The sequence below is a fragment of the Trichococcus alkaliphilus genome (genome assembly GCF_003008695.1).
Lineage (GTDB): Bacteria > Bacillota > Bacilli > Lactobacillales > Aerococcaceae > Trichococcus > Trichococcus alkaliphilus.
This window is the reverse complement of record NZ_PXZT01000005.1, coordinates 68799-82457: the sequence shown is the minus strand read 5'-3', so window position 1 is coordinate 82457 and position 13659 is coordinate 68799. Positions and strand designations below refer to the sequence as shown.

The window sequence follows — 13659 nt, the reverse complement described above, 5'->3', positions numbered from 1 at the left end:
GGAAATGTATGATTAGACAAAAATTGAATGAAGATTGGATCTTTAAGGCAGGTGCGGACAATCCGTTGATGGAAGCCGTGATGAACAGTGAACACGCTGCAAAGCTAATTCAATTGCCGCATGATGCAATGATTCATGAAACCAGAAGCAAAGAAGTAGCGAATGGCTCCCAAACGGGCTTTTATCCGGGCGGGAATTATACATACATTAAAAAGATAGCGGTTCCTGAAGAATGGGAAAACCAGTCAATCACTTTCGAATTTGAAGGCGTCTATTCAAATACGAAAGTGTTCATCAATGATGTTTACGCTGGCGGATGCAACAACGGGTACCGAAATTTCTATATCAATGCCAATATGTATTTGAAATACGGGGAAGAAAATGAACTGAAAGTAGCCGTAAATAATACGGCTCTTCCGAATAGCCGGTGGTACTCAGGAAGCGGAATTTATCGTGATGTGAATATTCTGCGCAGTGATTTGCTGCATATCGCTATTGACGGCGTTAAAATAACTACTCCAGAAATTGATGCGGATTTCGCGGTGGTTGTCGTTGAAACAACCTTAGAGAACGAACATCGTATACCAAAAACCGTAAAAATCACGACGGACATCCTCGATGCCGATAATCATGTTGTTGCCAGCGAAACGAAAAAAGTAACCGTTTTTGAAGAAGATACGACTGTTATACAAAGAATTGCCCTTAAAAAGCCAATTCTATGGGATATAGATACCCCTTATCTGTATAAGACACGCATTCGAATCGAGCAAGACGGATCTTTACTGGACGAAGAATTGGTTTCATTGGGCATTCGTGATCTGAAACTGGATGCGACAAATGGTCTTCGTTTAAATGGGAAAACAATAAAACTGCAGGGTTGCTGCATTCACCATGATAATGGCGTTATCGGCGCAGCCACCTTTTATCGAGCTGAAGAACGGCGCTGTGTGCTTCTCAAAGGGGCAGGGTTCAATTGCATTCGAAGTGCTCATCAGCCCATCAGCAAAGCAATGCTGGATGCATGTGATAAGCATGGCATGTTAGTGATTGATGAATTATCTGATGTATGGAATGTCTGCAAAAATCACAATGACTACTCAACCTTCTTTTCTGATAACTGGGAAGAGGACGTAGACAGCATGGTTGCGAAAGATATAAATCATCCCTCTGTCATTATGTATTGTTTAGGAAATGAACTTTCCGAAGCAGGAACAGCGAAGGGGGCTGAATTGAATCGGAAGATCAACAAGAGAATCAAAGACCTGGACGGTGCCCGATTTACTGTCAATGCAATAAATGGCCTCACGGCTGCTTCAAAAAAACTGCCGTTGATTTTCCAGGACATCGCTCAAAGTGCACTGGACAGCGGTATTTCTTCCCAAGCAGATAGTTCAGATACGGACGCTGCCGGAAGCAATCAAGTGAACAATATGATGGCTATGCTGGTGGGACCGTTAGCGGATAACGTCGCCAACCATCCGATCATGAGCGATACAATCGAAGAATTTCTTGAAGGCACAGATGTAGCGGGATTAAACTATATGACTTCACGTCATACGCTCGATCCCAATTGCATCGTGCTGGGAACAGAAACCTTTCCGAGTGAAATTCCCCGTTTGTGGAATATTGTGAAGGAGAACAACAATGTGCTCGGCGATTTGACATGGACTGGGTTTGATTATCTCGGTGAGGCGGGTATAGGAAACTTTTACTACGATGACAGTCGGCCTTTTTCGAATCATTGGCCGGATCTGACCGCATATTGTGGGGATATAGACATCATCGGGACTCGTCGGGTAATCAGTTATTACCGAGAAGTGATCTTTGGGCTAAGAAAGAAGCCGTTCATTTCAGTCGCCCGTTTGAATAGATTTGGAATGCCATGCATAAAAACGCCATGGGCATTTAAAGACAATATTGAAAGTTGGACATGGAGCGGTTACGAAGGAAAACCAACCATCATAGATGTATATAGTGATGCCAATGAGGTTGAACTATTTCTGAATGGTGAGTCGCTTGGAAGGAAGAATGTAGGAGAGCGTGAGCCTTTCACGGCTTCATTTGAAACGCTCTACCAACCTGGCTGTTTGAAAGCAGTCTGCTACCGTGACGGGAAAGCATCAGAAACAGAAGAATTATGTACAGCGAATCCTGAAGTGGAGCTGTTAGTTGAGCCTGATAGGAATGAGCTTGAAGCAACCGGAGCGGATTTGGCTTATGTAAAGATATCCGTTGTTGATGAATCCGGAACCCTTAACCATCAAGCCGAGGCCGAAGTGACGATCGAGATAGACGGGCCTGGGGTAATCCAGGGGTTCGGATCGGGAAACCCCCAGACAGAAAACTTCTTTGGGAACAATACTTGGAAAACCTATGACGGGCATTTGCTTGCTGTTGTAAGGTCAACCAATGAATCCGGAACAATTGATATCGTTGTGAAGTCCGGAAAAGACGAAAAGAAAGTATCAATAGTGACAAGTAAGAAAGGAATTTAATATGGCATTTCGAAATGATTTTTTATGGGGTGGCGCAACAGCGGCAAATCAATGTGAAGGGGCCTATACTGAAGACGGCAGGGGCCTTTCTAATGTGGATCTTATACCGCACGGCAAGGACCGATTCCCTGTCTTTGTTGCAGGGGAAGGTTCGTTGGAAACGGATCAGGACCATTATTATCCTTCCCACCAAGCCGTTGATTTTTATCACCATTTTAAGGAAGATATCGCATTATTCCATCAGATGGGTTTTAAAACCTTTCGGCTGTCGATATCGTGGAGCAGAATTTTCCCTCTTGGGGATGAGGAACTGCCGAATGAGGAAGGCTTATTGTTTTACGAGGAGATATTCAAAGAATGTCAGAAATACGGTATCGAACCGCTCGTCACCATTACTCATTTTGATTGTCCCATGGGCTTGGTCAAACGGTATGGGGGATGGGAAAACCGAAAATTAATCTGTTTTTACAAGAATTTAGTAAGAACACTATTTACAAGATATAAAGGCTTAGTAAAATACTGGCTCACGTTTAATGAAATCAATATGATCCTCCATGCTCCATTTTTGGCTGGCGGAGTCGTGCTGCAGGGGACGGATAACACGGAAGCTGTCAGATACACTGCGGCACACCATCAGTTGGTTGCGAGCGCTTGGGCGACAAAAATTGCCCATGAAATCGATCCTGAAATGAAAGTGGGCTGTATGTTGGCTGCTGGGAATGCCTATGCCAATACCTGCAATCCGAAAGATGTTTGGTTGGCCTTGGAAAAAGACCGGTCAGAATATTTCTTTACAGACATTCAAGTCCGCGGCTATTATCCTTCATACGCACGAAAGGAACTCAACAGAAAAGGAATAACCGTTCCTTTTAAAGAGGATGATGAAGAAGTCCTTCGGGAAAATACAGCTGACTTTATTTCTTTGTCCTATTACTCATCCAGGTTGGTGAGTACAGATCCCGAAGTAAATAATGCGACAGATGCTAATGTATTCGCGACCTTAAAAAATCCATATCTGGATGTCAGTGAATGGGGCTGGCAGATCGATCCATTAGGGCTTCGCATCACGTTAAATGCGCTCTATGATCGCTATCAAAAACCTTTGTTTATTGTAGAAAACGGGTTGGGGGCTAAAGACGAGCTCGTTGACGGCAAAGTGGAGGATGACTATCGGATTTCATATCTCCGTGAACATATCAAAGCGATGAGAGATGCCGTGGAATTGGATGGCGTTGATTTACTTGGCTACACAACCTGGGGCTGCATCGACTTGGTGAGTGCCACTACGGGAGAAATGAGCAAACGCTATGGGTTCATTTATGTCGATAGGGACGATGAAGGAAATGGATCATACAAACGCTACAAGAAAAAATCATTTGATTGGTACAAAATAGTGATTGAAACCAATGGAGAGATTCTGGACTGATAAGATCAACAATAAATTTCGGGAGGGGAACTGATAATGAATTATTATTGTAATCCCATCAATGTGGATTATTTATACCAGTTTTATCAAAATCGAAAACATGATAACAGAATCGAGATAGCAAGAGAAGCAGCTGATCCTTCCATGATTGAGTTTGATGGGAAATATTATATTTTTGCATCAATGACCTTAGGCGTCTGGGTGTCTGATAATTTGGCTGATTGGGAAAACCACAGATTGCCGGCTCATTTACCACTTTACGATTATGCGCCAGACGTTCGGGTGATTGATGGTTATGTTTATTTCAGTGCTTCAAAATCAGATGAAATTTGTAATTTTTATCGCACAAAAGATATTTTGAACGGCCCATATGAAGAAATTGTTGGGAGTTTCGATTATTGGGATCCAAATTTATTCGAAGATGAAGATAAAAAAGTCTATCTTTATTGGGGATGTTCCAACAGTGCGCCTGTATGGGGCGTCGAGTTGGACAAGGAAACCATGCATCCGATCGGGGATAAAGTGGAGGTAATCTTCCAAGATACCCAACTAAAGGGCTTTGAAAGAAAAGGTGAGAACCATTCGATACAGGCTCTCGGAGATACAGAATTAGAGGAACGTTTTCAAGAGTTTCTGAAAGAACAAAACGTAAGTGAAGATTCCTTGCCAACCCAAACGCAAGGGATAATCAAAAGCATGCTCAGCAATCGGCCTTACATAGAGGGCGCATGGATGACGAAGCACAATGGGAAATATTATCTTCAATATGCTTGTCCGGGAACACAATATAATGTGTACGCAGACGGAACCTATATCTCAGATAGTCCGCTGGGGCCTTTCACTCTGGCAAAGAATAATCCTTACTCTTATAAACCCGGTGGATTTATTACGGGTGCCGGGCATGGCTCCACTATGCAAGATCTGAATGGTAATTTCTGGCATACTTCCACGATGCGCATCAGCATGAATCATCAGTTTGAGCGCCGTGTAGGCATTTGGCCAGCAGGTTTTGACAAAGATGGCGAACTGTTCTGTAATCAGAACTATGGCGATTGGCCAAGAAGTGCAGAAAAAACGCAAACGAATCCTTGGGCAGATCCTGATTGGTATTTACTCAGTTACAAAAAACGGGTTTCTGCTTCTTCTTTTGAAGCCGCAAACGGGCCTGATAAAGCAGTCGATGAAGATATTCAAACGTGGTGGAAATCTTCAAGTGCCAAATCAGGTGAATGGTTACTGATGGATTTAGGCAAAGCATACGATGTACGGGCAATCCAGATTAATTTTGCGGATGATCAAGTAGATACGCCTGTTCCCGGAACAATCATAGGCGAGTCGATGCCGAGATATATCGAGGAGTCTCCTTTAGTAACGCGCTGGATTTTGGAAGGGTCAATGGATGGCAAAGAATTTTTTGTGATAGAGGACAAATCCTCAGCAAAAACGAGTTTACCGCATGATCTTATCGTGAGAGATGCAGGGATTGAGGCGCGTTTCTTGAAATTGACATTAATAGAGGTACCATATAATCAAAAATTTTGTGTTTCAGGATTTAGGGTTTTCGGAATTGGGGACGGCGAAAAGCCGAGTGTGCCGAATTTCCAGGCATTGCGGATCGGTGACATCGATATGGAAATCACAATTGAAAAAAATGATGCTGTCGGCTACAACATTTTATGGGGGCATAGCCCGGAAAAAATGTACCATAGTTATCAAACTTTTGATAACAAACAAGGAATTGGTGCATTAGTGAAAGGACAAGAAGTTTATGTTCGTTTGGACAGTTTTAACGAGAATGGGATCACTGTCGGCACGGTATCGAAGCTTGACTCCTGAACGAGGGGATACTGGAGGGAATGAAATCAGATGAGTGAAGTATTTTTGTTGGGTGCTGCCACTGCAGCGCACCAAGTTGAGGGAAATAATATTTACAGTGATTGTTGGGCTTTAGAGCAAATGGAAGGCTCCATGTATAAAGAACCGTCATTGGATGCGGTAGATCACTACAATCGCTATGAGGAAGATATTCAGCTGATGGCTGATGCCGGGCTGAATGCTTACCGTTTTTCGATTGAATGGGCAAGGATTGAACCGGAACAGGGGAGTTATGATGAAAAGGAAATCACTCACTATCAAAATGTTTTAAAATACTGCCTGGAGCACGGCATAACCCCGATCGTTACGATGCACCACTTCTCTTCCCCTAAATGGCTGATTCAAAAAGGGGGTTGGGAGAATCAAGATACAATCAAATATTTCACAGAATATTGCCAATTTGTCGTCCAAAAATTGGGCGATTTAATGGAATATGTCTGCACGATAAATGAAGCAAATATGGGATTGCAGATTGCTGCAATTGCGCGCGACATGATGCTGCAAATGGGAATTAAGCCACAAGTTGGCATAAATTTTGAGCTTCCGGAAGAATTTCAGAAAATCAGAAATCAAGAAGCAGCAGTTTTTGGGCTTAATCAGGGCGATGCGGTTAATACTTTTTTGTCACTCCGAACAGAACAAGGGGACTTGTTAATTATGCAAGCCCACGAATCTGCTCGTGATGCTATGAAAAAGATTTGCCCCCATTTAAAAATAGGGGTGACATTATCCCTGTATGATTTGCAGGTAGAGCCCGGTGGAGAGAAAGCTGCCGAGCAAGAATGGGCAGAGCAATTTACCCATTATCTTCCGTATATGCAAAAAGATGATTTTATCGGCGTACAGAACTACACCCGGAAAATAATCGGAAAAAATGGCAGTATGCCAGTGCCCACTGGTGCAGAAACCACCCAAATGGGCTATGAATTCTATCCTGAGGCGATCTCAAATGTCATCCGGGAAGTTTGGAAATCAATCCAACTTCCTATCATCGTTACAGAAAACGGCGTAGCTACTGAGGATGACAGCAGACGTGTGGTATTTATTGAAAAAGCGTTAAAGGGACTGAAGGCATGCATACATGAAGGGATCCCAGTATACGGATACTTGTATTGGTCTTTATTGGATAACTTTGAGTGGCAAGAAGGGTTTTCTAAACAGTTTGGCCTCATTGCGGTAGATAGAAGCGACCAGAGAAGAATTCCTAAAAAAAGCCTGGAATCCTTAGGCACATTCAATAAACAATGGAAAAACTAAAGGATTTTAGTACGCAATGAATCATTCATCCTCAACGTTCACAATACAGGTGTGTAAATCAGCTAAGAGAAAGTCAGGATAAAGGAGGAAACATTATTGAAGGATTATTTTAATTATAGCGGGAAAATTTGTGTCGTTACTGGTGCTGCCAGTGGCATGGGAAAAGCCGCTGCAGAGGCTTTAGTGGACATGGGTGCGAAAGTATACGCATTGGATTGGGCAGAAACAACTGTTCCTGGCACCATGAAGAATATTCGTGTAAATTTGGGGGATAAAAATTCTGTTGATGCTGCATTTGAAGAGTTGCCGCAAAAAATTGACTGTTTTTTTGGTATTGCGGGTGTTTCAGGCATTAAGACTGACTTTCAGTCGACAATTATCATCAACTTTTTGTCGAATAAGTACATGACAGAAGTCTATCTATCGAAAAGGATGCAGCAAGGCGGGGCTGTTGCGTTCGTCACTTCTGAAGCTGGATTGAGATGGGAAAAGAAAGAAAATGTACAAGTTTATCTGCCGATGATCGAAGCAGAAAATTGGATGGATACACTTGCCGAAATTGAAAAATTGGATAAAGGCTACCCTGGGAACGTAGGGTATGTTGTTTCCAAAAAGGCGATGAACTATTATGTGCCTCATATCCTGAAACAATTCGGACCAAAAGGCATCAGAGTCAACGCTGTTCTTCCGGGAACAACGGACACTGGTATGAAAGACGAATTTGCTGAGTCTGCAGGCGGCATTGATAACCTAAAGAGTTTTACGGGATTCAATGGAAGATTAGCGGAAAGCGAAGAAATGGGTCTACCCATCGTCTTTTTGAATAGCGAAATGGCAAGTTATATGAATGGGGTTATGCTCGTTGTGGATGATGGCCTGGAAAGCCAAATTCAAGCTGGTTTCATCAGCGACATGTATGGATTTGAGATGATTGGTAAGCATTGAATCTAAACATGAGTGCAGCTGTTTTGTTCATTTATTCCTTCAACAATACTGGATGTCCGGCCTGATTTTTAGATGAAAAAACTGCTCCTTCACCTTTGAAGAAGCAGTTTTTTTATCTAGTCTTTTAAACCCTCTATAACAAGGGTATCCAGTCTGACAATAAACTCCGATACTTCCGACGAATCTTCTTTCATTCCATCTTGTATCCAGTTAATCACCACAGAAATGCAACCTTGCGCAATGTAATAATAAAACCATTCTTGTTGTTTTGGAGACAATCGAGGAACCAAGCCTGTTAAGTGATCCTTAAACAATTCATAACTGCTGGACAGGATCCGATTTATGAAGGTTACATCCCCATTGTCCGAAATCAATAGGGTATAGATATCCTGATTGAGTTTAACGGCATCCATCATACCTTCGACTATCTGGGTAAGGTTTTTGTATTCAGCATCTCTGGTATACATTCGAAATGAATCAATCAGCTCACTCTCTATCTTTTCCATCAAATCAAATGGATCGGAATAGTATCTGTAGAAAGTGGTGCGATTTATTTCTGACTTGTCACAAATACTTTTTACTGTGATCTTATTCAAAGGATTTTCCTTCAGCAATTCAAAAAAGCTTTCTTTGATTACTTTTTTTGTGTAACGCGTCCTTGCGTCCGTTTTCATGTATTTATCCCTCCAATTTTGAAAATAATGAAACATACGCATCGTTTCGTGGATAAGTGTTGTGTATTGTACATTTTGAAATAATGTGATGATTGCAATAGGCTTGGTCAAATTATAATATTAGTACATGGATTTAGTCAACAGATGTTGCGAAAATGCCACGATGTTTCATAAAATACATAGTGTATAGAAAGTAGGGAATGCAATGGGGAAAATATTAGAAGGAAAAACAGCGATTGTTACCGGGTCAGGTCAAGGGATTGGCAGATGTATTGCCCTTTGTCTCGCAGAAAATGGAGCCAAAGTCATCACCAACAATCGTACGCCAGGTTCTTCAATAAATGCTTTTGAGAAAACGGATCTTTCCTTTACTGACGAGGAAAAGGCAGAATTGGAGAAATTCAATGGAGATGCCCAAACAACAGCTGATGAAATCATCAAAAGCGGCGGAGAAGCAATCCCTGTTTACGGAGATGTAAGCGATCCTTCAGTTGCTGAAAAATTAGTGACAGCAGCAATCGATAATTGGGGACGCATTGACATCATTGTCAATAATGCTTCATCAAATTGGGTCGGTAATATAATGGACATGGACACGGAACTGTGGAATATCAGCATAGCTTCCAAGCTGACCGGTACTTTTAATATGATGCATTATGCAATGCCGTACATGAAGGAGCAGGGCTTTGGCAGAATTCTTAATTCTGCATCGGATGCTTTTGTGGGGATACCAAGCTATGCTGCATACGGAGCGGCAAATGCCGGTGTTGTGGCCTTAACAAAGGCATCCGCTCAAGATTTAGCTGGCACGGGAATCACTGTGAATGTTTATACTCCATTAGCCAGGACGCGCTCTTGGTTCAATGCAAGAACGAAATACAGATTGAATGGTATTTCAAAAGAAGCGATAGAAGCAAAGGCACCCGATGCCATGAAGAACACTGCGGAAGGAATGGTGCCGTTCCTGGCCTATCTTTCTTCGGAAGACGCCAACGGCATTACAGGTAAATTATTCAAATTGGCTGCTGATGGGGTCGTTGGGCTTTGGTCTGATTCGCAAGTGGTGAAAGAAATCAAGACCACGGATAGCATTTGGAGCATTGAAGATTTGAAAAGAAGAATTCCGACTGAACTGCTTAAGGACGATCACTCAAATCATGAAGACAAAATACTTGCAAACTAATGATGTTGAGCGCAACAGGAAAACTAATTGGTAAAACTACAAAGAGAGGTAAGTGTTAAAATATGGGGAAATTAGCTGGGAAAGTAATCATCATTACGGGGTGTGCAAGTGGACTTGGCAAACAACAAGCCATTCGCTGTGCCGAAGAAGGCGCCAATCTTGCCATCTGTTCAAGAACAGAGTCAAAACTGATGGAAACGAAAGAAATCTGTGAAGAAAAAGGTGTTAAAGTTTTAGCGATGGCTTTGGATATCAGAGAGTATGCCAGTCTTAAAGCATTCGTGGACAAAACAGTTGATATGTTTGGAACGGTAGACGTATTGATCAACAATGCCCACACCATCACGAGACCGGCGCCATTTATGGATAAGACTATCGAAGATCTTGATATTGAAATGCAAAGCTCCGTTTATGCCTACTGGAATTTGATGCAGCTGTGTTTTCCATACTTAAAAAACAAACCAGGTGCTGGCAGCTCAATCATTAATTTTGCTTCGGAAGCGGCAGTTATGGGTGATGAATTTTATGCCCCTTATGCGGCGTCAAAAGAAGCCGTTCGAGGATTATCCCGAGTTGTTGCAAGGGAGTGGGGACAATACAATGTGCGTGTGAATACCTTATGTCCGAATGGGTTAACGGATAATTGTTCTGGAGGATTCGCTTCCTTGGGCAAAGAGGTGGCGAAACACATTGAAGAAGCGTTTGTAAATAATCCGTTCCACCGTGCCGGGGATCCGTATAAGGATGTGTCTCCCGTAGTAGTATTTCTGGCGTCAGATGACAGTCATTGGATTACAGGCCAAAACATTCATGCTGACGGTGGAGCTTTGATTACAGGATAGAATCATTCCTTGCCGACAAGAGAATATGCTTTGGCTACAAAACTTTCAGGTGAATACTGGCAGTAAATAAAGGAACAGCTGAATACTTGCGGAAAACCGCATATTATCCGGTTGATTATAGGAGCGAACCAGGAGCTTTTCTGGTTCGCTCTTTTTAAATTTCGGTCAAGCAGTTAATATCTTCAAGGACAATTCAGAGAATGTCGATATCGAAGGATTCGGTATCACAGAGCACATGATTTGGGATGCGATTAATCTGAAGGAGGTTCGCTTTCGGGGTAACTTTGTCAAGTTTTGTTCCCAAGAGATGTACCGATGGTCTTGTCAGGTACAGGTAAGGTACTTTTGAAATTCAGTGCTATAATAGCTTTTATAGCACTGTTGAAGGGGAGAGGCACATGTATGATTTAGTGAATGATTACCATATTGCGGTCCCGACCGCGTTTTACGATAACGAGGATTTGAATACGGAAGCGATGCTGCAGCATATCACGCATCTGTACGGTCAAGGTGTGAAATCCGTCATGGTGTGCGGCACGACAGGGGAGCAGCACAGCTTGTCGCTGACTGAGAAAATGCAGCTTTTGAAAAGTCTAGATGCGGACAGTACCTTGCCGGATGACCTGGAAATCCTCTTCGGAGTGGCCAGCATCAGGCAGAAGGAAGCACTCCAGCTGGCTGAGAAAGTCAATGCGAGCCCGAGAATCAGCGGAGTGCTGTTGGGTTTTCCGCCTTATATTATGCCTTCCCAAAAAGAAGCGAAGCTCTATGTGGAAGCCATCGCCAAAATCATCGAGAAGCCTATCATCCTCTACAACAATCCGCGGCGCACCGGCTTTAATCTGGAGTTGGATACATTTTCTGAATTGATTAAGCTGCCGAACATCATCGGCATTAAGGATGCAGGGGACAGTGCGCGCATCCCCGAATTGATTTCCGTGGCGGACAAAAAAATCAACATCTACGCCGGCGGGGAAATTGATCTGGACAAAAAAATCACATTGGGCGCAAACCGGTTGTCCTCCATGGCGGGCAATCTTTATCCTACCGAGGTCGAAGCGTATTTTACGGATTTATTGCACGGTCATTCGGACGGCACAAAAAACGCCGGAATCGAAGAAAAGATTCGCAACGTTTTTGCGGGAAATCCAATCATTTACATCAAAAACGAAATCACGAAGCAAACGAATATCGATATGGGGATTGCACGTTCACCGTTGGGTAATCTTTAGTAGCTCGTTTTTGGAGGAAGAGCCGAATTCCGTTGAAGAGACATTCAGCGGGAATATCATATACAGCAAATTATCCGTTAGAACGAATCTCACGATTAAATAGCAATCACTATCGATCTGTGGGAAAATTATTCCATGAATAATTTTTGACCAACAAAAGGAAGTGCGAAAATGCAGAAAACTATGGACATCCGTTTTGCAGAAGAGAAGGATGTGGGATTGATTTTGGCATTCATCAAGGAGTTGGCGGATTACGAAAACCTGCTTGCTGAAGTAACCGCAACGGAAAAACTGTTAAAAAAGACACTGTTCGAAGACAAAAAAGCCGAGGTCATCATCGGGGAAGCCGCTGGCGAACCAGTTGCCTTTGCGTTGTTCTTCAGCAATTTTTCCACGTTTCTGGGCAAACCCGGGCTCTATCTTGAAGATTTGTATGTTAGGGAAGGTTATCGCGGGTACGGCTTCGGAAAACAGTTGCTTTCGTTTCTTGCGAATCTAGTCATCGAAAGGGACTACGGTCGCCTGGAATGGTGGTGCTTGGACTGGAATAAACCATCCATCGACTTCTACAAGATGATGGGTGCCGAACCGATGGATGAGTGGACTGTGTTTAGGTTGACCGGCAAAGAATTACAGGGAATGGCTGCAGGAGATTGCGGTTAATTTCTAACCCTTCGATATTATCATTTAGATCTCTTTTGCACCTTCCTTGCCGGATCTGCCATAAAAAAGTAGTATATTGAGTAGATAGAATTTATTGTGAATATTATCATGTGAAGTGAGGAGATCCTTTTATGTCGACACCTGAATTAAGAGCACAAATCATCGAGGCGCACCAAAGCCGCTACGCCACAAAATCTTTCGATCCAACGAAAAAAATTGCCGAGGAAGATTGGAAAACAATCATTGAATCTGCTCGTTTATCGCCGAGTTCCTTCGGATATGAACCATGGAAATTCTTGTTGATAAACAAGCAGGAAATCAAGGATGACCTGAAGGGGATCGCTGCGGGAGCAGTCAACAGTCTCAACGGTGCCAGCCATTTCGTCATCGCGCTGGCCCGAAAAAATGTGACAATCGAAAGCGATCATGTCAGACACATCGTCGAGGACGTGCTCGGAGCGGACTTTGCGATTGACTCACCGCGCAGCCAGTATTTCGACAATTTCCAAAAGAACAATCAGCAATTGACGGACGAACGCACTTTGTACGATTGGGCCTCCAAGCAGACCTACATCGCGATGGCCAACATGATGACCACTGCAGCGTTACTGGGAATCGACAGTTGTCCGATTGAAGGCTTCAACAAAGCCAATGTTGAGAAATATCTGTCGGAAAAAGGTCTAGTTGACCTGAACGCGTTCGGCGTGTCCTATATGCTAGGTCTGGGTTACCGTAATGAACCGATCACACAGAAGAAAAGACAGTCCTTGGATGAGATTCTTGAAGTAATCGACTGAACATTTCAAGGGTGCAACGAATCCTGAATGATCGGTTAATTGCCTCAAAGTGCACAAGAAAAACAACGAATACAGCAGGAAGACAATCCTATCAGGTGTAGGGCTGTCTTCCTTTTTTTTGCAGTATATAGACTAAAAAGAGTATTTTGGAACAATATTGGCTGAGCAGTATTCTTGACTTAGCGTCCACTTCATTGTATAAAGTAAGTACATCTCATCAGAAATCTGCCTGTTGACGTTGCTTCGGCCAATCAACCCGTTACATTACAT

11 protein-coding genes are annotated in these 13659 nt (G+C 42.9%); 10 read left to right on the top strand and 1 reads right to left on the bottom strand.

What is annotated here, in order from left to right:
- Positions 1-8: 8 nt before the first annotated feature.
- The 5 genes from C7R73_RS06135 to C7R73_RS06115 all read left to right on the top strand — a co-directional run bounded on the left by C7R73_RS06135 (position 9) and on the right by C7R73_RS06115 (position 7998).
- Positions 9-2495, top strand: a complete 2487-nt coding sequence (locus C7R73_RS06135) for a glycoside hydrolase family 2 TIM barrel-domain containing protein (RefSeq protein ID WP_106449642.1) — start codon at positions 9-11, stop codon at positions 2493-2495.
- 1 nt (position 2496) lies between these two features.
- Complete coding sequence (locus tag C7R73_RS06130; RefSeq protein ID WP_106449641.1) at positions 2497-3921, top strand: 6-phospho-beta-glucosidase; 1425 nt, start codon at positions 2497-2499, stop codon at positions 3919-3921.
- 36 nt (positions 3922-3957) lie between these two features.
- The gene (locus C7R73_RS06125; protein WP_106449640.1) at positions 3958-5757 is read left to right on the top strand and encodes a family 43 glycosylhydrolase; all 1800 of its coding nucleotides are present in this window, start codon (positions 3958-3960) and stop codon (positions 5755-5757) included.
- A 30-nt stretch (positions 5758-5787) separates the two neighbouring features.
- Positions 5788-7053, top strand: a complete 1266-nt coding sequence (locus tag C7R73_RS06120) for a glycoside hydrolase family 1 protein (protein WP_106449639.1) — start codon at positions 5788-5790, stop codon at positions 7051-7053.
- Positions 7054-7149: 96 nt separating this feature from the next.
- Complete coding sequence (locus tag C7R73_RS06115) at positions 7150-7998, top strand: SDR family oxidoreductase (protein WP_106449638.1); 849 nt, start codon at positions 7150-7152, stop codon at positions 7996-7998.
- Positions 7999-8114: 116 nt separating this feature from the next.
- Here C7R73_RS06115 and C7R73_RS06110 read toward each other — a convergent pair whose 3' ends face one another.
- Positions 8115-8672, bottom strand: coding sequence for a TetR/AcrR family transcriptional regulator (locus C7R73_RS06110; RefSeq protein WP_161525877.1), 558 nt, complete (start codon positions 8670-8672; stop codon positions 8115-8117).
- Positions 8673-8877: 205 nt separating this feature from the next.
- Here C7R73_RS06110 and C7R73_RS06105 point away from each other — a divergent pair, with 205 nt between their 5' ends.
- The 5 genes from C7R73_RS06105 (at position 8878) to C7R73_RS06085 (ending at position 13389) form a co-directional block, all read left to right on the top strand.
- Positions 8878-9855, top strand: a complete 978-nt coding sequence (locus C7R73_RS06105; RefSeq protein WP_106449636.1) for an SDR family NAD(P)-dependent oxidoreductase — start codon at positions 8878-8880, stop codon at positions 9853-9855.
- 62 nt (positions 9856-9917) lie between these two features.
- Entirely contained in the window at positions 9918-10697 is a 780-nt protein-coding gene (locus C7R73_RS06100) for an SDR family NAD(P)-dependent oxidoreductase (RefSeq protein ID WP_106449635.1), read from the top strand.
- A gap of 398 nt (positions 10698-11095) precedes the next feature.
- The gene (locus C7R73_RS06095; protein WP_106449634.1) at positions 11096-11929 is read left to right on the top strand and encodes a dihydrodipicolinate synthase family protein; all 834 of its coding nucleotides are present in this window, start codon (positions 11096-11098) and stop codon (positions 11927-11929) included.
- Positions 11930-12100: 171 nt separating this feature from the next.
- Positions 12101-12592, top strand: coding sequence for a GNAT family N-acetyltransferase (locus tag C7R73_RS06090; protein WP_239992584.1), 492 nt, complete (start codon positions 12101-12103; stop codon positions 12590-12592).
- Between the two features lie 131 nt (positions 12593-12723).
- Positions 12724-13389 (top strand): NAD(P)H-dependent oxidoreductase, encoded by a 666-nt coding sequence (locus tag C7R73_RS06085; RefSeq protein ID WP_106449633.1) that lies wholly within the window; start codon positions 12724-12726, stop codon positions 13387-13389.
- Positions 13390-13659: the final 270 nt, after the last annotated feature.